Genomic DNA, 20399 nt, shown 5'->3' on the forward strand with positions numbered 1-20399 from the left:
CGGCGGCGCCGTGGCCGCGGCTGAGCTTCTACGATTGCGCGGGCGCGCCGATCACGGACCCGGACGAGATCGATCCGCGGTGGGCGATCGACGGCCCCGTCGTCCGCAGGACGCACGACGGACGCGGCCCGTGCGGTGCTGTTCTCCTATCCTTCTGTCGGTATGGCAAAGCAGGGCGATCTCCGGACAAGCGCAATCGTTCTGGTCACGGCGCTCGGACGGCAGGGCAGCTCGCGGTAGCCTCTCGCCGAGGAGTCACCGGCGCGAGGAGCGGACCGCGGTGTCACGTCTGTACCTGGAGCCGCGCACCGAAGGCCCGGCGGAGCAGGACTGGTCGACCGGGCTGATCCTGGCCGAGACGCGCTCGACGGCCCGGGTGATGACCTTTGTCGCGGTGTTGCTGCCACTCGCGGTGTGCCTCGCGGTGGTCCTGCCCGTCACGCCAGGGAACGTCAGCTCCGTCGGAGTGCTCGGACTGCTGGGGCTGCTCGGTTCTATCGGGCCGTTCATTCTGCTGGCCGGGCGTCGACCGCACCGGCGCCGGCTGCTCGGCCAGCCATGGCGCCGCTGCCCGGCGACCGTCGCGGCGGCCGAGAAGCCCACGATCCTCGACCGCGTGATCGTGTTCGAGGAGGGTCGCTCGCTGGTGCTGCGCGGGTCGCTGCCCGATGCTCCGAGCGTGCTGCTGGACCGCCAGGAGCTGTTCCTCGTCGGTCCGGACGACAAGGGGCATGCCCTGATCCGGGTCGCCGGGCTGTGCCAGATGTTCGCGGTGAAGGTTGACACGGGCGAGGCGCGACCGCGGGAACGCGAGCCGCACCTGCCTGGCCACTCGCCGGATGCGGGTGCGTTCCGGCGCCTCCGCCGGGGCGCCCACTGCTGGGTGTACCCGGCCGCGGTGGGAGTGGTAGGCGCGGTGGTGTTGATGCTCGGCCTACGGCAGCTGTCGCCGCTCGCGCTGGTCGTCGGCGGTGTGCTGCTGATCGTCGCCGCGGTGACGATCCCGCTCGCCGTGGTGATCAGCCGCTACTACGCCAAGGCCGCAGCCGCCGCGAAAGCGGCGACCGGGTGGACGTCGCTGCCGATCACGTTGTTCCCGTGGGAGCCGACCAACGTCGTCGCGGGCCTGCTCCAGCTACCCGGCGGCACGGCCCTCATCCAGTTCCCGCTGCCGCACCTCGACGTGATCGCAAACATCGCCGACACCGGCACGATCTGGATCTGGGGCAACGCGTCCGAGGTGGTCGCCGTCGGCGTGTGCCAGGGCTGCCCATGCTGACGTTCGGCGTGCTGCAGGCGGACCGCGACAAGCCTCCGGACGAGCCCCAGCCATGGCTGCTGCGTACCAACGACCCGGGACTGCGGGAGATCCCCGCCCTGCACCGGTAGAACGTCGGTTGCATCTGGTACCCGGGTAGAGAGTCACGCGACCCACGGCAGGATGGAAAGGCGCTGACCGCCGCCACCGGATCGCCGTCGTGTCTCGGATCGGACAAGACCAGCAGGTACGGCTGGATGATCTCCATCGCAAGCTCGTAGGGTCCGGGCCATGTCGAGCTACCCCCCGCCGGGTGAGCAGGATCCGCGCGAGTACGGCCAGCAGCCGCCCGGGGGCTACCCGCCACCGGGTGGCGACCCCGGTCCGGCCGGGTACGGGCCATTGGACGACCCGCTCGTGGCGGTATCGTTCGGCGACTGGTGGTCGAAGGTCGCTGGTGTGCTCGCCCGGAGCTGGCAGTCGCTGCTGATCATCCAGCTCGCTGTCGTCGCGCCGGTCCTCGTCCTCGTGGCGCTCGTCGGCCTGATCGTCGGGACGGGCGCCGTAACCCCGCAGGCCGTCGAACCCGGGGCGCTGGCCTGGCTCTTCGTGTCCGCGCTCGTGATCGTCGCGGTGTCCCTGCTGGCGCAGGGTGCATCGGTCCACGTCGTCGTGCGCGAGGCCGTCGGCAGCCCGGTGCGGGCAGGGGAGGCGCTGTCGTTCGGGGCGGGCAGGGCGCTGCCGCTGCTCGGCTGGGGCTTCCTCGCGGGCATCCTCACGGTGATCGGGTTCATCCTGCTCATCGTGCCGGGGCTCTACCTGCTCGTGGTGTTCGGCTCCGCGCTCACCGGTGTGATCATGTTCGAGCACCGCGGGATCGGGCGGTCGATCCAACTGGCGAACAAGAAGTTCTGGCCGATGGCGGGGCGGGTGGTGAGCTTCCTGCTCGTCGGCATCGTCTACAACGTTGTGGTCGAGGCGATCGTCGGAGCGTTCGTGGCTCAGAACAGCGTCGCCTTCGAGCTGGTCGTCAACATCCTGACGGTGCCGCTCACGCTGGCCACGGTCGGTGTCGCGATCGTCGCCTACGCGGAGCTGCGCCACCACGAGGACCCGCGGGTGACCTCGCACGTCCTCGCAGGTGAGCTGAGGGCCTGAGCACCGGCCGGCCAGCAACGACATCCTCGCCCGCGACCTCGAGAACGAGACCCTTCCGACCGGGCACGAACAACGAGAATTATGGTCGTCGCCTACGCCATGCACACACGGCCCATCAGTGCACGTCAGCCGGTCACCATGCACAACGCGAGACAGCATGTCACCTCATTTGGGGCCGCGAAGGAGGCCACGGCGACGTGCTCTGGCGCATTGCTGACCCGGCTTCGCATCACAAGCCGCATCACAGGGGGCGCCCTGCGATCAAGGCTCGATGTGGTTACTGCCGGCGCCGCCAGCGAACGAGCCACCACTGCCGCCTCGGGTGACCGGTGCGACGCCACCGTCGGCCGTCGGCATCGATCGCCAATACGACGTAGGGGGAACGGCCCGGATTACGTGCACCTCAGAGACGGGGGGCGGCCTGCCGTTCTCCAACACGACCTCGCGAACGAACTCGTACGCGGCCCAGAACACAACCATGTGCGCTGCGACCACAACCCCAGCCAGCATCATTTCGAGTACGCGCAGTACCTCCCCCACACGCAGCCCCCCGGGTAGAAATCCCGCCGATCGGACTCTCCCTGCGCACGAAGAACCGCCATCTGCGCCGTCAGCTCCCCCCGCTTCCGCAACCTGGCCAGACTCTTAATGCTTCCCGCTGCCGTCCTGGTTTGAGCAATTGATGGGGATGGCTCCTCGCATCCGCCGACCACCGGTCACGCGGTGTCACCGTCTGTGGCGTGCGGGCGATCGACGTCGTGCTGGCGGGGGGAGTCGTCGAGGCCGCGTCGGTGGGTGCGATCCCCGCGCAGAGCGGCCAGCACCATCGCCTGGTTATTGGCCGTTCAGCGTAGCGCGAGTCAGGCTGGCCGACGCCACTCCAAACGGGCCGACCTGCACGATCCTTCGGCGCGAGACGGCCCCGGGGGGACTGCGGCTGAGGCGCCGGGAGGCAGGAGCCGTGCCGCAGTACGAGCGGGTCGGTCCGATCGGGCCCAGGGCCTTGCCCGTACCGCCACGGCACGAGCAGAGTGGCCGGTCCGACGCAAGGCGAGGACGCCCATGACGGAGAGTGATGTGAGATGAACAGGCTGATCCGACGCAAGCGCGGCACCGTCGAGAGCCCAGCTCGGTTCAACCGGATGGACCGCCTCTTTGACGAGTGGATGCGGATGCTTCCCCCGCGCGCTCCGTTCGGTCTCGGTGTCGGCTGGCCGGGAGAGGACGTGATCCGCGTCGACGAGTTCCGCGAGGGCGGCATGGCGGTAATCCGGGCCGAACTACCAGGCATCGACCCGGAGAAGGACGTCGACATCACGGTTTCCGACGGGATCCTGCGGATCAACGCCGAACGGCGCAGCGAGGAGAAGATCGAGGACAAGGGTTACCTGCGGCACGAGCTGCGCTACGGCAGCATGAGCCGCACGCTCCCGCTACCCGAGGGCGTGTCCGAGTCCGAGATCACGGCCACTTACAAGGACGGCATCCTCGAGATCCGCGTGCCGCTGCCGGAACGCACGGAGAGCGAGCCCACGAAGGTCACCGTTAGGAAGGGCTGAGCAGAGATCCGTCCTATTCGCACTACGACGTTCTCCAGGCACTCGTTGTGCTCGACCGAGCCGGCTACCGCCGTGATCCGCGGACCCGACGCGCCCGAGACGTCGTGGCCGGAAAGAGACGCCGGGGAATCTCAGGTCCAGGTGATCGGGTTGCGGCGCTGGAGCGCGAGGTGGCCGCGATCCGTGCCCGGCTCGGGCAGGCACCGGCCCGGGTGGCGAGCGCGGAGTCGCTGCGTGGTGTTCGTTTCGTTCGGGATCGCTACGGGTGGCGCGAGGTGGTGCGGGTCAACACGCGCACCGTGACCGTACACACCGGTTACTGGGACGCCCGGGTTGCCGTGAGCAAGATTCTCGAGTGGCGGTGATGCCGAGCCGGCCCTGGGGAAGGCCGGTGCCACGCCTGGCGGTCCCAGTAGTCGGAGATCGCCGGCGGCGTGCGAAGGACCTTGGTGCGGGCGAGGTCGGCGAATGACACGGACGGTCCACGGGCGAACGGGCGCCGGGCCGACACGGCCAGCAGTTGGTCCTCCTCGACCAGCACGCTCCCGGCGGTGAGGTCGAGGTGCGGCCTCGTTCCCCGTGAACGGGCACACCCTGATCAGGGATCCGCCGCTGGCGGGGCCGGTCCGCCGCTGCCGCGGGGTAGCCGCGGCCGCCCCCGTGGCCTCCAACGTGGCCTCAAATGAAGGAGCACCGTGTTCCGGCCTGTGCACTGTGAACCGGATGACGTGCACGGATGTACTGGGTGTGCACCCGATGAAGGAAATACTCGTAATGCGTAGGTATGGCGCCGTCTCAGACGGTGGGGCGGGCACCAGCGCTGGCGTAGTAGCGCTGCCTAGCTGCCTTGATGAGGTCGAGTGTCGGTCCTGATGCGTGGTCGACGTTGAGCGGTGGGCGCAGTTTGCGGATGATCGGTTCTTCGACGTCGCGTGGCGCCGGGTGCTCGCACCACGAGACCTGCAGGTGTGTCCGGATGGCCGGCCGGGCCTGCGGTGGGTGGTTGACCAGCAGCGGATGACGAGTCGTCGGTGCCATCGCAGGATCGTCGCTGGTGTGACGAGCATGCCTACTCGGCGATGGGTGGGTAGCCATCGGCTGAGGGCAGCGATCAGTGCCCGGTCGGCCCAGGACATCTGGGGTCGGGGGGTGCGGCGGTTCAGTACGGCGAGTTGGTGGCGCAGTACGAGGATCTCGATGTCCTTGGTCGCGGCGGAGCGGGCGAGTAGCACCATCCAGCCCACGAGCCGGGAGAGGATCAGGTACGTCAGTCGGAGCGGCACCAGGCGATCATGCCGACAGTATCGGGCGGCGAACCTGCAGGTCGCGGTCGTGGCCGCGTTTAGGGCACCCACAGGTCCGATGGGTGAGTAGGGCGGGGACATTTCGAGGGGTCGGCGGAACACCCCGCGAACTCGCGGCGAGCGGCCAGGCGGTACTGGGGGGCGGTAGGCCAAATCACCGCCTTGATGAAGGGTCGCCCGCGGACGGGCGGCGAGATGGCGGAGCTGACCGGAACCCTCTGCCGGCACGCGAGGCCACGGTCATGCCGGCTCCCTGACGGGGGCCGTGCCGCCGCGGTGCAGCCGCGCATAGCGGCCCTTGAGTGCCAGCAGCTGCGCGTGGGTGCCGACTTCGGCGACCCGGCCGTCGGCGAGCACGACGATCCGGTCCGCCCGCGCCGCGGTCAACAGATCATGCGAGATGATCAGCGTGCTCCGGCCGCCGATGAGCCGCCGCACGGGCCCCAGGAGCCGCTCGGCCGACTCGGCGTCGAGGCCGGTGGTGGGCTCGTCGAGCAGGAGCAGCGGGGCGTCGCGCAGCATCGCGCGGGCGATCGCCAGCCGCTGGCGCTGCCCGCCGGACAGCAGCCGCCCACGCTGGCCGACCCGGGTGTCGTACCCGTCGGGCAGGGCCTGGATGAACTCCGCCGCGTCCGCGGCGAGCACCGCGCACCGGATGTCGCTGTCGGTCGCGTCCGGCCGCCCCCACGCGATGTTGTCTCGCACCGTGCCGTCGAGCACCAGGGTCTCCTGCAGGACGACAGCGATGTTGCGGCGCAGGTCGGGGAGGCTGTACTCGCGCAGGTCGTGTCCGTCGAGCAGTACGGCCCCGCTGGTGGGGTCGTAGAAGCGCAGGACGAGCTTGCCGAGCGTGGACTTGCCGGCCCCGCTGTCCCCGACCAGCGCAACGACCTCTCCCGAAGCCACCTCCAGGGTGACCTCGACCAGCGCCGGCTCCTCCGCGCCGGGGTAGCGGAACGTGACGCCGTCGAGCCGCAGATCGCCCCGGCTGCGCCGAAGAGGCATCGGCGCGTCGGGCTCGGGAACGGTGGGTCGCTGGTCGAGGAGCTCGAGGATCCGCTCGGCGCCGGCGGTGGCGGCGAACAGGGAGTTCGTCAGCCTGCCCAGGCCGCGGATCGGGCTGTTGAGCTGGGCCAGGTAGGCCATGAAGACCAGCAGCCCGCCGAGCGTGATGCGGCTCTGGGCGAGCTCCCACACCCCGAGGGCCACCACCACCAGGATGCCGAGGACCTCGACCAGGTCGACGAGCGGGGCGAAGATCCCTTGGAGCCGGGCGGTGGTCATCTGGGCGGCGAAGCTGCCCAGGTTCTGCCGGTGGAACCGCTCGAACTGTGCGTCCTGCTGGTTGTAGGCCTGCACGAGCGCGGTGTTGGCGAGGCTCTCCTCGGCCACGGAGCTGATCGCCCCGTCCCGCCGCCGTGTCTCGCGCGCGGCCTGCTTGAGCCGCCCGGCGAAGTACCGGGCAAGGCCGAGGAACACGGGTGCGCCCACCAGCGAGGCCACCGCGAGGCGCCAGTCCAGGACGAACAGCGCCGTGCCGAACAGCAGGATCCGGAACACGTAGGAGACGACGTCCGCGGGGCCGGCGAGGATCAGCCTCTCCACCGCCGACACGTCGCCCGTGAGCCGGGACAGGATGTCGCCGAGCTGGCGTCGCTCGAAGAAGCTCAGCGAGAGATTCTGCAGGTGCGCGAAGGTGCGGGTGCGCAGGTCGACCACAAAGCGCTCGCCGATCCAGGTGGACAGATATCGATCGGCGAAGTCGAGCGCGCCCCCGACGAGGGTGAAGCCGACGAACGCGGCCGCGACCATCGGGAACAGGCGGTAGTCGTGGGGCGTCAACACGTCGTCCACGACGATCTTGAACAGCCAGATCTCCGCGGTCGTCAGCGCCGGGGAGATAGCGACCAGGACCAGTGTGAGCGCGAGCCACCACCGGTACCGGCGGGCCATGGGCCAGAACCGGCGCACGATCTGCCGCAGCCGCACGATCGGCGCCTCGGCCACGCCCTCCGCGCCAGCATCGCCCCGGGCCGGCACCGCGCCGGATACAGCACCCGGCGACTTGCCCTGGGCGCCGCGACGCGCCCGGCCCGGAGGCCGGGCCGGGCGCTCCATCGCGGGATCAGTCACCGCTGGCTAGTACCTGTGGCCCCGGTGGTCGCGGTCACGGCGGTCATGACGGTCGCGGTCGCGGTCGCCGTGGCGGTGGTCGTGGTCGTGGGAGTTGCTGCGCCCCAGCCAGTCGAACAGATTCATATGTCGGACCTTCCCTCTTTCTCGTTGCCCCCGACGACTCCAGCGTCATCGCGGGTCCCCGAGTTTCTCCCAGGAGAGCAATGCGGTGTTAGCCCCCTAATCCGGAATCCATCCGTCTCTCCGAACGCTGGGCCATGAGGGGGTTGCCCCGGATAGCGCAGCTCCCCTGGGTCGACTCAACTTGACCCGGGCGAAACAGAGAAACAGCCCAAACAATGCTGGAGAGCGGGGCGGAGTCGTCCGGCCCGAGGGTTCACCGGCGGACCGCTGTCGGCCATCAGGGTGCGTGGCTCGTGGAGTAGTGGTAGAACTCTTCGGTCGTCCGCGAAATCCTTAGCGTCGCTATGGTCGTCGCCTGGCCGCCACTTGGTCGAAGGATGGTCCACAAGTCACCGGCCCCGGAAAAAAGGGTCGCCCGAATGCGCGCCCAGATAAGGCGTCAGCATCACACGACACGCCGCAGCCGCCGTTGGAGTACTAGATCCACTGCGGGACATAGGACGAGATAGGACATAGGACAGATAGGGCGCGGCACAGTCCGAAATTTGGACTAGGTAAGAGCGCGTTTGAGAAGATTCGGCGTGTCTGCGTGACCTGACCGGCTCGATGATCAACCGTGGCGGGGGTGGCTCGACATACGCGGCGGTACCCCTCGGACACCAGCGACGAGCAGTGGGCTCTGATCGAGCCGCTGTTGCCGGAGGTGAAGACCGTGGCCGGCCGGAGAAGCATCCGCGCGCCGCGCCGTGCTGGACGCGATCTTGTACGTGGTGCCGACCGGGTGCTCGTGGCGGCATCTCCCGGGCGGACTTCCCGCCCTGGCAGACGGTGTACTGGTACTTCGTGCGGTGGGAACAGGCCAGGATCACCGAGAAGATCCTCCCGGTCGTCCGCGAGCAGTTGCGCTGCAGGAAGGCCGCAAACCCGAGCGCGAGCAGGTCGTCGGCGGGGCGGTATCGAGCTGGTCCGACTGCCGGCGGTGTGGTCCGGGCGAGGGCTGCTTGCTTGAGTGCGAGGTTAGCGTGCAGGTAGATCTGGGTCGCCTTCGTTCCGCCGTGGCCAAGCCACAGCGCGATCGTGGAGGTGTCGACGCAGGCGTGGAGGAGGGGTCATCACGGCGGTGTGTCTGAGCGTGGGCCGCTGTGCAGGTCCGCCCGCCAGCGCGTGCCGGTGGGCTGCCAGGTGCGGCCGCCGTCCCCCGTCCAATGCACGTTGCCCAACTCGCGGCACACCATGACGTGCAGGTACATGTCGTCGCCGACGGTGAGGACGTCAGTGGGGAGGATGGTTGCCACCCGCCGCAGCCGCCTGCCCCAGCGGCGCCAGCCGTGGTGCACGTACCGCACCACCTGGCGGGCGTACGTGCCGCGTCCGGCCGAGCCGGTCCAGCACAGTCCGGTCGGGACGCTCGCCGGGGCGGCGAACAGCACGACCGGCGCGCGCCAGCCCGGCCCGCCGCCGCCGGCCCGCCGGAACGTGTCTCCGAACACCGAGACCAGGTGCCCGTGCTGGGCCGTCGTGGTCGTGCCCAAGTCTGTGCCGCCGATGCCGAAGCGGTCGGTGGTGCCGGGTCCAGTGAGATCGGCGACCTTGGTGGCGAGCCGCTCCGTCACGTCGGCCCGCGGGGGGAGTCCATCCGGAACGTCATCACGCCATCCTGCCCGGCCGTGGTGGAACGTCGCAGCTGGAACTCGATCCGATCGACCACGCCGTCGTCCGTCCTTGGCTGGCGCTGTGCGGTGTGGCGGGTCGACTGGTCACGCCCGGCGGTATTGCGACGTGTGTCTGGCCGTTCTGGGCAGCGGCGCTGCTGGTTGTGGTTGCATCGAGTGATGGCCGTGGTCGGCGTGAAGGACCGAATCCTCGAGCTGCGCCTTTCGGGCGAGGAGCCCAGTTTTCGCAGCTTCCACGTCGTCTACGGGCGCACACCGTTGTGAGTGTGTGCACCGTCGCCTGCAGGCCGCTTTTTGTGGTCATTCTGTGGCTGGAGCGTGGCTTGTTCGCGGAAGAGCCGTTCGTCAATGGTGGTTCGAAGGGGAGGGGGAGGGCCGACCCTGCTACTCAGCGGCCCGCCGACTCGCTTCTGGAACGCCGGGTGCCGATGCCGCCTGCGAAACTGCACGGCCAGCGGAAAAGCCGAGGGGCATGACGTCGAACCTCGGCAAGCCCTGACGAGAGCCTCGTGCAAATGAGGGGGAGGTCGCCGCTGAGCGACAAACTGAGTGACATCCGAGGGGGCACAAGCCGGACGGGCGTGGACTCCAGCGGACGTCCCACCAGGCGTTTTGAGTTCGGACGCCAGGCTGGGCGGCAGAGTTATATGCCTGGGGGTCAAGGAGTCTCGGTGTCATCCTGTGGCCTGCCGCCGTGCACGCCGGGGACGTGCCGATCGCCGTCCGGCTTCTGCAGACCGGTCTCTTCGCGCCACGTGTCCAAGTCTGCTTGGTTCAGAGCTGCGGCCTGGTCCGGAAGCCGAATCCGTCGCGGATCATCCGAACCTCACCAGAGAGCTCGTTGGAGACGGCGTCCGCGATCGGTTCGTCCGCGAGTGTGGCGAGAATGACGCCGACGTCGCCCGGGTCGACGTAGAGTTGCTTGGCCAGCTCATCCACAGCGATCGACACGACTGCCACCGTAAATGCACCTCGCGTGGAAGGTCCTGGGTCGGGGGAGAGCCAGACCCCTCAGGTATCGGAGGCGGACCTGTGTCGCACACACGCTGGCTCGTGCGGCCCCGCGAGCGAAGCGGCGGGACGGGTCCGCGGTGGGTCCTTGCCGTGGTGCTGCTGATCGGGCTGGTCGTGGAGGCCGTCCACCAGCTCTCCGCCGGCGACCACCCCTTGGATCTGCCGGTCGTCGACGACTGGCTCCACGCAGGGCTCATCCTGGCCTCGAGTGCGATCTGCGCGTGGGGTGCGCGTCGCCGGCGTGCGGGTCCGTCCCGGGCGGCGTGGTGGTGCTTCGCCGCGGCGCTGCTGCTGTTCGCCCTCGCCGAGATCACCTGGAGTGCGCTGTACTCCGGCGGTGGCGCCGTGCCCTCCCCGAACCCCACCGACGCGCTCTACTTGAGCACGTATCCGCTGTTCATGGCGGGCCTCGTGCTCATGGTCCGGGCCCGGGTGCTCGACGTCCCGTGGCACCGGTGGCTCGACGGCTTTGTCCTGGTCCTCGTCGTGGCGGCCCCAGGCGTGCTGCTGCTCATCGAGCCGGTGCTGGCGAACGCTCCGATCGATCTGCTGGGACAGATCGTCACCGTCGCCTACCCCCTCGGCGACGTGCTGTTGCTCGGCGCGCTCCTCGGCAGCCTCCCGCTGCTGTCCTGGCGTCTGGGGGGCAGCTGGCCGTGGGTGGGCGTGGGGCTGGTCTGCCTGACCGTCGCCGACGCCGCCTACAGCCTCACCGCGGCCGACGTCGTGGCCCACGACGGACCCTACGACTTCCTCTGGAGCGCGGGCGCGCTCGCGTTCGCGGTCGGCGCCACCCGGCTGCCGTCGCCGCCCCGTCCGTCGCGGGAGATCACCGGTTGGCCCGCGATCGTGCTGCCACTCGGCGCCCAGCTGTTCGCCGTGGCCACCCAGGTCTACGGCTACTTCCGGCCACTGCCCGCCGCCGAACGGGTGCTGACCATCGCCGTCCTCATCGTCGGGGTCGCTCAGATCATCCTGTCCCGACCCCGCCCCGACCCGGAACGGGATGCGACCGAACCCCGACCATGCGACTGAGATCGAGGCGAGATTCCCAGCAACCCCAGTCCCGCGTCTTGGCGCCCGACCGGCAGGGTCGATGTCGCTCCGCTGCCGCGCGCGGCCGGCCGGGGTGCGGCCGGTCCGCAGGCTCCCCGTGAGCGGCGTGCCAGCTCTACGCAGGATCCTGCGCATCTAGATGCGGTGCTGACCGCGGCTGTCAGCGGGCCGTTGTCCAACGAGCAGATCCGCGAGCTCACCGGGCTCGACGCCACCGGCGCGCGGGGCGTGGCCACGCACCTGGTCAAGGAGGGGCTGCTCGTGACCACCGGACAGCGCCGTGGCACCCGCTACGTGCTGCCCTGATGTGGCGGAGTAGACCCGGAGTGGATGCGCTGTTAACGCCGGTCAACGAGGGACGCTGCGGCCCCTCTGGGCAGGTAGCCAGAAGGAACTGGAGGATTGATCGTCGCTGCTTTCCAATTGTGGATCTTGTCTCGCAGGGTTCGTGGTTCGGAGCGTTCGCCGCAGCGGGTGCAGACCTGCGACCGTGACGGCAGCAGGCAACAGCAGGGAGGCATCACGACGCCCGACACGCCGTCACACAGGACGACACGAGGCAGCACGGCGACCAGCGCAGGCGGCCCGCGGCGAGACTTCGTCGGACGGATAATCCGCGTTCACACCGACCTGTTCAATGCTGGCAGGAGATCGGGTCTGCAGCCATGATCGCCGAGGCGGTGGTCGGGGTCGCTCGGTTCGCACCTGTTGCCCCATCCCGGGTTGACTGTTCTTCGGCCTGCGTCCCGGCCATGGCCGTCGAGGTGAGTGGCTGAAGAGAGGCCTGCTTCGCCCGAAGTCGGTGTGCCGTCTCCTCGAACCCCTTGTTGGTCGTCGTCGAGGAGGTTGGGTGTCGCGTCGAGCTGGTTGCGCCGGTCCGGTCGTGATCGCGATTGATCCGCACAAGCGGTCGTGGACCGCGGTCGTGGTGGACGGGTCGTTGCGGTTGCAGCGCTCGATCCGGGTCGAGGCGAACCGGGAGGGCTATCGCGAGCTGCGGCGGTTCGCCCGGGACTGGCAGGAGACGAGCTGGGCGATCGAGGGCGCGAGTGGATCGGGGGCGCCGCTGACGACGCGGCTGCTGGCCGATGGGCTGGCGGTGGCGGACGTGCCGGCGAAGCTGGCCGCGCGGGTGCGGACGCTGTCGACCGGGCATGGCCGCAAGACCGACGAGGCCGACGCGCTGTCGGTCGCGGTGGTCGCCTGGACCGCTCCCGCGCTGGTGTCGGTGCAGTTCGACGAGGTTGCGCTCGCGCTGCGGGCGCTGACCGAGCACCGCGACGACCTGGTCAAGACACGCACCCAGACGCTCAATCGGTTGCATGCGCTGCTCGCGCACCTGGTCCCGGGTGGCGCGCAGACCGGCTTGACCGCGGACCAGGCCGCCGGTCTGCTGCGCCGGGCGGGATGTTCTAGGCGCCACCCGGCGGCAGCTGGCGGCCGACCTGATCGCGGAGGTTCGCCGGCTCGATCAGCGGACCGCCGCGACGGGTGAGCAGATCACCGCCGCAGTGCGTAAGTCCGGGACGACGCTGACCCGGCTGTTCGGCATTGGCGGGATGCTCGCCGGGAAGATCCTCGCCCGGGTCGGGTCGATTCACCGGTTCGGCTCGGCGGCGGCGTTCGCGTCGTACTCGGGCACCGCGCCGATCGCCGTCTCCTCGGGCGATGTCGTCCGGCATCGGCTCTCGCGGCGGGGGATCGGCAGCTGAACTACGCGCTGCACGTCATGGCAATCACCCAAATCCGTCACGACACGGCTGGCCGCGCCTACTACCAGCGGAAACGGGCAGCAGGGAAGAACCACAAGGAGGCGTTGCGGTGTCTGAAGCGGCGGCTGTCCGTCGTGGTCTATCGAACGCTGCTGCGCGATGCGCAGGCAGCGGGCTCGGGAGGACACCCGGGGGCGACTACAGAATCCAGCGCGGCCGGCCCAACCCCGACGACCGAAGGGAAGTAGCCGGTGTTGACACAGAGAGGCGCCGAAGAGGTCACTGGTTCGATCCCAGAATCGCCCACACCGTGAGCCTCGATGCGCTGCAGGACGCCGAGTCTCTGCGGCCGTTCGTCGAGATGGCGACGCGATCTCGGAGGTGACGACCGGCCGGTGACCTGCTCGGCGATCTCGATGTCGAGGGAAGGCTGCGAGGTTTACCCGTGCTCCGATTCCACCGACGAAGGTTTCAGGCCAGTGCCTCGACTTCCTGCCAGAAGGCGTCGACCCCGGCGTTCCACTGGTCCGGGACCTCCTGGAAGGGCTGATGGGCCTCCTCTTCCATCACCTCGAACCGGGCGCCGGGGATCCGCTTCGCGACGGCGCGGCCGAGCTCCGGGCGGCTGGTCACGTCTCGGCCGCCGGCCAGGACGAGGGTTGGGACGGTCATCTCCGCGAGGCGGTCGGTCGTGTCGTGATCAACGAAGGCGTCGAGGAAGCGCTGCAGGTCCTCGGTGCTCTGCTTGTGCGGGAAGTCCAGCACCTCCTCGATGATCTGGCCGACCGTTCCGTCGTTGTGCGCCCGCGCCGTGTAGATGTCCAGGAAGAACCCCTCGAGGAACGCGCGCTCGCTCGGAGCGACCTCGACCAGCCAGCGGACGAAAAGGAGCCACGAGCGAAGGTAGGGGTCCATCACCGACCACGTACTTTGCAGGACGAGGCTGCGGACGAGCTGGGGATGCCGCAGCGCAAGCTTCTGGGCGATGATGCTGCCCCCGGAGAAGCCTGCGACGTGGGCGGCGGGAATGTCGAGAGCTCGGAGAACTGTTGCCGCGTCGTCCGCCATCGTCTCCGCCGAGACCGGTCCGCTCGGCATGGCTGTCCGGCCCGCCCCCCGGCTCCCTCAGCCCTCCTCAAGTCCGACTGCGCCAGCACGGCACGCACACATCCCGCGAGAAGTTCCCAGCATCCGCGTCCTCCCAGTGCTGGCGACTGCCCAGCAGGCGCGCCTCGGCCATCAGGGCGACGAGCTTCGCGGCTGCTGCGCGGTAGCCGAGCCCGCCGGGCGGGCACGTTGAAGCGACCCAGATCCGGTCGCTGCAGATAGGTCGTGCGGGTCAGGGGCCGCAGTGCGGACCGCGATCGTGGGAAGCCGTCGAGAAGGCGTGTGGTGGGCACGCTGTCGCTGGCCCGGCCCAGCCCGATGCGGGCCGCCGTGTGCCGGCGCAGCACCGTCCATGGATCGTCGTAGCCGCCGGGCCCAGCGGCGCGCTCCGCGCGGAGGCGCCACCCGCGCCACCCGCAAGGAGGCGCCCACAGGTCCGGGCAGGCGGTGATGCTGCGGGCGCCGGTATATCACTCCACGACCCGGTGGCGCGCCGCGCGGCGATCACGCAAACTGCGCCAGAACCAGTTTGGACTGGCCGCTGTCAGCCGCACAGTCAGCCGACGGTGTCTGCTTGGTGGGAATCTTGATCCGTTCGCAGATTCTGCCAGGTGACGAACTGGGCATTGGGGTGATGGGCAGCCGAGCGCATCATGGTGAACCCGGTCCATCGGGGCCCGGTAGCGCTATGTTGAGAGACCCTGCGACCCTCGCCCCGTAGGTCAGGCACTGAGCACCCAGCTGTCTGCGGAGGTGCGTCAGGATGACGGTGACGTCACCGGATCCGCCGGTATTGAGACCGTTGAGTGTCCCTGTGACCTCGTAGGTTTCGTCCCTGCAGTTCGACGGGCTCGCCAGCAAAGTGACCGCCCCTCCGCTGAAGCTGCCGGTGATGATGCGGCGGCTGTAGAGAGTGAAGGAGCCACCGGTGATGGGCACTGACATACCCGGCCGGGGATCGAGCGGAGCGTGCGCGACGGTCGCAGTGAAGGCGCCGGGAAGATCACCGGTCGCCGTCCCGGCAAACTTCCCGACCGTCGAGGTCGCCGAGTACTCCAACCCGTTGACCTGATCGGTGGACACGGTGGACGCGAACGCCCAGCCCGGAACGAGTAGCAAGGCCGCAACTGCCACGAGCGTGGGGACGATCCATCGCAGTATGCGCATGACAAGTCCTTAAGGTTGATGTTGTTCAGGGTTAGTGCCCCGGATGCCCGGGACTACGAGGCGTGGCTGATGGGTTGCCGCATGCGTGGCGCGAGAGGAATCGCCGCCTCGTCGTTCTGGACGCCCCCGGCGGCGAGCCCCGCCGCGGTCCCGGACGCTCCCGGCTCCCGCCGATCCCGGTGGTATCGCGCCGGCGCTCACAGCGACGTCGGACATCCCCGTCGGCGGCGGGAGGATCTTGCCGGAGTACCGGCTCGTCGTCACCTGGGCCGCGGCAGGACAGTCGAGGGCCTTCACCGCGATCTGTACCGATGACGGATGCATGCTCGCCACGGTCGCCGACGCGACAATCAACCGGGAGACGATTCGCGATCACCGACGGCGCGGTCGTCAATGGTCCCGCGATGCGGGCGTTGAGCCCACGAGAGATCGGGGTCCGGGGCGATTCGATCATTCTGGACCCGTGAGTCGAGACAACTCGGCCACGCGCCTGTCGCAGATCCTGAATCCGCTCCGGACTTTTCTCGATCGGAGGTATTCATGGCGCTAGGGTAGGGACTTTCCGGGAGGCCCGTGACATCGAGCGGCACCCGTGACGCATATCCTCGGAGTCGATCTCGGTACGACGTTCGTGGCGGCCGCGGTCGCGCGCCCGTCCGGAGTCGAGATGTCTACCCCTCGGCGACCGCACGGTGGTGGCGCGGCCCCGTCGCTCACGACGAGTACGAGGTGCTCAAGGCCGTCGACTGGCGCTGGAACCTCCCGCCGCTGACGCCCTGTGACAGCGCAGCCCGCAACATCGCCGAAGTGCTCGACTTCTCCAGTCCACCCGACCCCACCGCGCCGACGTGGCCGATGCCGCCGGTCGTCGCTCTCGACCGGGTGGACGCTGCCGTGAACCTCACCGCCCGACTGCGCCTGCTCACGCCCCGGCGAGGACGTGCGCAGTTCTAGCGAGCTGACCGCCGGTTCCCGGGCACCTGACCCGTGCCACCGACGCGGTCACCGGGCCAGCAGCCGGGACCAGTCCCTACCTGTACTCGGGGGTGCACACCGACAAGTGGGGGGACCGCTCGATGGTCCGGACCGCTGCCGAGGGCGGATCCTTCCTGACCAAGAAGGCCGCCGGACACCGGCGATCCGATAGTCGCGATCCGGCCACCTGACGCCCCATCTCCACTGCACCGCGATCACAAAGAGGACGGGATGAACCCACTGAGACAGCCCGCCCACCCGCACGTCACCGGCGAACCGCTGGGCCCACGCTCGGTGGAGCTGCTGACCCGGCGGGAGCACCGCCAGCACGCGACCCGGCTCGGTGAGCAGCCGCACACCCTGCCGCTCGTGCCGATACCCGAGCTGGTCCTTGTTGACCAGCACGAGGCGCAGGGCTGGCGAGTCCGCGGGGACGAGCGCCTGGACCACCTGTTCGAGACGCGCTGTGACTGGTACCAGAGGTACGGCCGGGCCGGCCAGCTCGCGGTGGACTCCGACGAGCTGTCGCTCACCTACGACGAGCTGGACGCCAGGGCCAACCAGCTGGCCCGGTACCTGCGTCTGCGCGGTGCCAGCGCCGGCGACCGGATCGGGCTGCTGTTCGACCGCCCGGCCGACTCCTACATCGCGATGCTGGCAGTGCTGAAGATCGGCGCCGCGTACGTCCCCCTGAACGTCAGCTTCCCGACGGATCGGCTGGCCTACATCATCGAGGACGCCCGCGTCCGCATGGTGCTGTCGGCGTCGGGCGTGGCCCAGCGGGTGGAACAGATCGAGCTGCTGACCGTCCGCGGTACCGAGCTGGTGTGCCTCGACCTGGCCGCGCGCCTGATCGACGAGCAGAACTCGCGCCGGCTCATCGACGCCGAGCGGGGCATCCTGGACGACCAGCTCGCCTACATCATCTACACGTCCGGCTCCAACGGTCGACTACGGGGAGTGGCGGTCGACCACCCCAGCATCTGCAACTTCGTCAAGGTCGCCGCCGAGGTGTACGGCCTCCGAGCTCAAGACCGGGTCTACCAGGGGCTGTCGATCGCGTTCGACTTCTCGGTCGAGGAGATCTGGGTGCCGTGGTCGTGCGGCGCCACCCTGGTGCCCAGGCCGTCCGGCGGGAGTCTGCTGGGTGCTGACCTGCACGCGTTTCTCAGCGAGCGCCGCGTGACGGCGATGTGCAGCGTTCCGACCGTGCTGGCCACGATCGAGGACGATCTGCCCGACCTGCGGTTCCTGCTGGTGGCCGGCGACTCCTGCCCGCGGGAACTGATCACGCGCTGGCACCGCCCCGGCCGGCGGTTCCTCAACGTCTACGGCCCGTCGGAGGCGACGGTGACCGCCACCTGGACCGAGCTGCACCCGGACAAACCAGCGACGATCGGGATCCCGCTGCCCACCTACAGCACGGTCATCCTGGACGTCGAGGACCCGTCCCACGCGCTGCCGCACGGGGAGATCGGCGAGATCGGGATCGCCGGGATCGGGCTTGCCTGCGGGTACCTGAACCGCGACGACCTCACCGACGAGGCGTTCATCCCGGACTTCCTGGGCATTCCCTCGAACCCGTCAGGCCGGATCTATCGCACCGGTGACCTGGGCCGGGTCAACATCGACGGGGAGATCGAGTACCACGGACGGATCGACCGGCAGGGCAATGTGCGCGGCTACCGGAACGAGCTGGCCGAGATCGAGTCGATGCTGCTGCAGGTTCCCGAGATGGTCCAGCCCATGGCCGAGATCTCCGATCTGGCTGAACCTTCGGCCACTCAGGGGAGGTATGCCGATCCGACGACCGGCACTGAGAAGAACCTCGCCGAGGTGCTGGCGGACATCGGGCGGCTGACCGACCTTGCCAGCCCCAACAGCACCTTCGTCAATGGCCACCGCATCACCGAAACGGCCGTCACCGAACGGGACCTGGTAGGGATCGGCCACAACCTGCTGCAACTGGTCAACGGGACTCTCGTCAAGTACCTCGACACCGGCGACGTCGCTATGGAGGCCGACGACCTGACCGTGATCAAGGATGGCCGCACCCTGGTGGATGGGGCCAGCTTCTCCCTGCCCGGCCGCAGCAGCCTGCTCGCCGTGATCGGACCCAGTGGCGCCGGGAAGTCCACCCTGCTGCGCGCACTCACCGGGTTTAGCCCCGCCGACGCCGGCCGCGTCCGCTACGACGGCCAAGACCTCTACGCAAACTTCGACGAGCTCCGCCAACGCATCGGATCGGTTCCCCAGGACGACATCCTGCATCCGCAACTCACCGTCCGCCGGGCCCTGTCCTACGCCGCACGGCTACGGTTCCCCACCGAAGTGTCCGACCACGACCGGGAAGAACGCATTGACGAGGTACTGGTCGAGCTCGGCCTACAAGACCGCGCCGAGCTGAGGATCTCCAAGCTCTCCGGCGGCCAGCGCAAACGCACCAGCGTCGCACTTGAGCTGCTCACCAAACCGTCGCTGCTGTTCCTCGACGAACCCACATCCGGGCTGGACCCCGGACTGGACAAGCAGGTCATGCACAATTTGCGGGACCTGGCCGATGACGGACGTACCGTCGTCGTGGTCACCCACAGCGTCGCGAACCTCGAGCTGTGCGACCGGCTGCTGATCCTCGCCCCGGGCGGTCAGGTCGCCTACTTCGGTCCACCCGCCGAAGCACTCGCCTACTTCGACCAACCCGACTTCGCCGAGGTGTTTCTCCTCCTCGAACACGAAGCCAACACCGACTGGGCCGCTCGCTTCCGACAGTCCCCCTTCTACTACCGCAACGTTGAAGCCAGCCGCGCGCCGCAGCGTGTTGAAGCCAGCCGCGCGCCGCAGCGCGTCTCCCCCAAGACCGCATCGCCCGGTCCGGCGCCACGCCAGCAGTCCCCCCTCAGCCAGTTCTCGATCCTGTGCCGCCGCTACTTCGCCGTCATCGCCGCCGACCGCCCCTACCTCGCCTCCCTCGCCGTACTCCCAGTCCTCCTGAGCCTGCTCGCCCGCGCCATGCCCGGCGGCGGCGGGCTCTCCACCGCGGCGGGGGGCCAGCAACCACCCCAACTTCTCCTCGTCCTGGTTATGGGCGGAATCCTGATGGGGTCGTCGGCGGCGGTCCGCGAACTGGTCAAGGAACGCGCCATCTACCGGCGAGAACGCGCGACCGGCCTTTCCCTGGCCGCCTACCTCAGCTCGAAAGTCGCCGTACTCGGCTTGCTGACCGGCATCCAAGCCGCGCTATTCACGACCCTCGCCCTAGTCGGTGTTGCCGGCCCCGACCAACCACTTGTCGTCGCCTCCGGAACCATCGAGATCATGCTGGCCATCATCGGTGTCACCTGGGCCGCCACGGCCCTCGGGCTGCTGATCTCCGCTGTCATCGACAACGCCGACCGCGGTATGCCCCTTCTCGTTCTGCTGATCATGTGCCAACTCATGCTCTGCGGCGGCTTGTTCCCCATGAAGGGGCGAGCGGTTCTAGAACAGTTGTCCTGGCTCGTCCCCGCCCGCTGGGGCTACGCCATCGGCTCCGCCACCCTCGACCTCGGCCGCGCCCCCACCACGTTGTCGTCGGCGGCCCCCCTGACCACCGGTGACCCGCTGTGGAACCACAACGCCACTACCTGGGCCGTAGACATGGGCATCCTCGCCGGGCTCACCCTCGCGATGATCGTCGTCAGCGGTCTCCTACTCCGACGCCTTGACCCATCCCGCGGCCGATCGACATGATGCACCGTCGGCAAATGACATTCATTGCGGGCGAAAGAGATGCGCCCTGGCCGGTCAAGGCGAGCACTGCGGCGATCGCGACGCAGGCCGGCCGGGAGCACCCGAACAGCAGCGCGATCGGTCTCCCGTTGCCTGGCTGCGCCGTCGGTTCGACGAGGGTCAGGCCGATCCAGCCGATCGACGACAGCAGCGTGATGTTCGCGAGCACGACCACGAAGGCAGCCACCAGCAGCACACTGATGAGCAGGTGGGCCTGGGTCCGCTCCTCGACGGGCGTCACGCGCCGGATGCGGCGGGGCAGCACCACCAAGCCGCCCACCGCGACCCCGAAGCCGAAGAAAAGCACGCAACTCGTGGTGTGCGCCAGCAGCGCCGTGCCGACACCCAGCAGTAGCAGCGTTCCGACACCGGCCGCGGATACGACTGTT

16 protein-coding genes and 2 pseudogenes are annotated in these 20399 nt (G+C 69.0%); 11 read left to right on the forward strand and 7 right to left on the reverse strand.

Annotated features, from left to right (window positions below):
* The first annotated feature begins 280 nt into the window (after positions 1 to 280).
* The 4 genes from ABD143_RS18590 (at position 281) to ABD143_RS18605 (ending at position 4340) form a co-directional block, all read left to right on the forward strand.
* Entirely contained in the window at positions 281 to 1279 is a 999-nt protein-coding gene (locus ABD143_RS18590) for a hypothetical protein (RefSeq protein WP_343979597.1), read from the forward strand.
* A 270-nt stretch (positions 1280 to 1549) separates the two neighbouring features.
* Positions 1550 to 2416: a hypothetical protein gene (locus ABD143_RS18595; protein WP_343979599.1), complete on the forward strand. Its 867-nt coding sequence runs from the start codon at positions 1550 to 1552 to the stop codon at positions 2414 to 2416.
* Positions 2417 to 3498: 1082 nt separating this feature from the next.
* The gene (locus tag ABD143_RS18600) at positions 3499 to 3975 is read left to right on the forward strand and encodes an Hsp20/alpha crystallin family protein (protein WP_343979601.1); all 477 of its coding nucleotides are present in this window, start codon (positions 3499 to 3501) and stop codon (positions 3973 to 3975) included.
* A gap of 170 nt (positions 3976 to 4145) precedes the next feature.
* Entirely contained in the window at positions 4146 to 4340 is a 195-nt protein-coding gene (locus tag ABD143_RS18605; RefSeq protein ID WP_343979604.1) for a hypothetical protein, read from the forward strand.
* Between the two features lie 430 nt (positions 4341 to 4770).
* Here the strand turns inward: ABD143_RS18605 and ABD143_RS18610 are convergent, their stop codons facing one another.
* Entirely contained in the window at positions 4771 to 5013 is a 243-nt protein-coding gene (locus ABD143_RS18610) for a hypothetical protein (protein WP_343979606.1), read from the reverse strand.
* Between the two features lie 506 nt (positions 5014 to 5519).
* Positions 5520 to 7412, reverse strand: coding sequence for an ABC transporter ATP-binding protein (locus ABD143_RS18615; RefSeq protein WP_343979609.1), 1893 nt, complete (start codon positions 7410 to 7412; stop codon positions 5520 to 5522).
* A 772-nt stretch (positions 7413 to 8184) separates the two neighbouring features.
* Between ABD143_RS18615 and ABD143_RS18620 the strand changes: the two are divergent.
* Positions 8185 to 8391: pseudogene (locus ABD143_RS18620) on the forward strand (transposase); the annotation flags it as partial.
* A 259-nt stretch (positions 8392 to 8650) separates the two neighbouring features.
* Here ABD143_RS18620 and ABD143_RS18625 read toward each other — a convergent pair.
* Together ABD143_RS18625 and ABD143_RS18630 are read right to left on the reverse strand one after the other, a co-directional pair.
* Positions 8651 to 9151, reverse strand: coding sequence for a DUF4185 domain-containing protein (locus tag ABD143_RS18625; RefSeq protein WP_343979612.1), 501 nt, complete (start codon positions 9149 to 9151; stop codon positions 8651 to 8653).
* 834 nt (positions 9152 to 9985) lie between these two features.
* On the reverse strand, positions 9986 to 10162 hold the full coding sequence (locus tag ABD143_RS18630) for a hypothetical protein (RefSeq protein WP_343979615.1): 177 nt from the start codon (positions 10160 to 10162) through the stop codon (positions 9986 to 9988).
* Between the two features lie 153 nt (positions 10163 to 10315).
* Here ABD143_RS18630 and ABD143_RS18635 point away from each other — a divergent pair, with 153 nt between their 5' ends.
* From ABD143_RS18635 to ABD143_RS18650, 4 genes are all read left to right on the forward strand, one after another.
* Complete coding sequence (locus tag ABD143_RS18635; protein WP_343979618.1) at positions 10316 to 11260, forward strand: hypothetical protein; 945 nt, start codon at positions 10316 to 10318, stop codon at positions 11258 to 11260.
* A 165-nt stretch (positions 11261 to 11425) separates the two neighbouring features.
* Complete coding sequence (locus tag ABD143_RS18640) at positions 11426 to 11587, forward strand: hypothetical protein (protein ID WP_343979620.1); 162 nt, start codon at positions 11426 to 11428, stop codon at positions 11585 to 11587.
* Between the two features lie 577 nt (positions 11588 to 12164).
* A complete protein-coding gene (locus tag ABD143_RS18645; RefSeq protein ID WP_343979622.1) occupies positions 12165 to 12776 on the forward strand; it encodes an IS110 family transposase in 612 nt (203 codons plus the stop codon).
* A gap of 16 nt (positions 12777 to 12792) precedes the next feature.
* The gene (locus ABD143_RS18650) at positions 12793 to 12993 is read left to right on the forward strand and encodes a transposase (protein ID WP_343979624.1); all 201 of its coding nucleotides are present in this window, start codon (positions 12793 to 12795) and stop codon (positions 12991 to 12993) included.
* Positions 12994 to 13464: 471 nt separating this feature from the next.
* Here ABD143_RS18650 and ABD143_RS18655 read toward each other — a convergent pair.
* Positions 13465 to 14100, reverse strand: a pseudogene (locus ABD143_RS18655) (alpha/beta fold hydrolase); the annotation flags it as partial.
* A gap of 651 nt (positions 14101 to 14751) precedes the next feature.
* Complete coding sequence (locus ABD143_RS18660; protein ID WP_343979627.1) at positions 14752 to 15267, reverse strand: hypothetical protein; 516 nt, start codon at positions 15265 to 15267, stop codon at positions 14752 to 14754.
* 729 nt (positions 15268 to 15996) lie between these two features.
* On the opposite strand from ABD143_RS18660, the gene ABD143_RS18665 reads away from it, so the two are divergent.
* Together ABD143_RS18665 and ABD143_RS18670 are read left to right on the forward strand one after the other, a co-directional pair.
* Entirely contained in the window at positions 15997 to 16221 is a 225-nt protein-coding gene (locus ABD143_RS18665) for a hypothetical protein (protein ID WP_343979629.1), read from the forward strand.
* A 252-nt stretch (positions 16222 to 16473) separates the two neighbouring features.
* On the forward strand, positions 16474 to 19971 hold the full coding sequence (locus ABD143_RS18670; protein ID WP_343979631.1) for an amino acid adenylation domain-containing protein: 3498 nt from the start codon (positions 16474 to 16476) through the stop codon (positions 19969 to 19971).
* Here ABD143_RS18670 and ABD143_RS18675 read toward each other — a convergent pair.
* Positions 19919 to 20317 carry a hypothetical protein gene (locus tag ABD143_RS18675; RefSeq protein ID WP_343979634.1) on the reverse strand — a complete coding sequence of 133 codons (399 nt, stop codon included), beginning with the start codon at positions 20315 to 20317 and terminating at the stop codon, positions 19919 to 19921. The genes ABD143_RS18670 and ABD143_RS18675 overlap by 53 nt on opposite strands.
* Positions 20318 to 20399 lie beyond the last annotated feature (82 nt).

The sequence above is a fragment of the Pseudonocardia aurantiaca genome, from assembly GCF_039526725.1.
GTDB classification, from domain to species: domain Bacteria; phylum Actinomycetota; class Actinomycetes; order Mycobacteriales; family Pseudonocardiaceae; genus Pseudonocardia; species Pseudonocardia aurantiaca.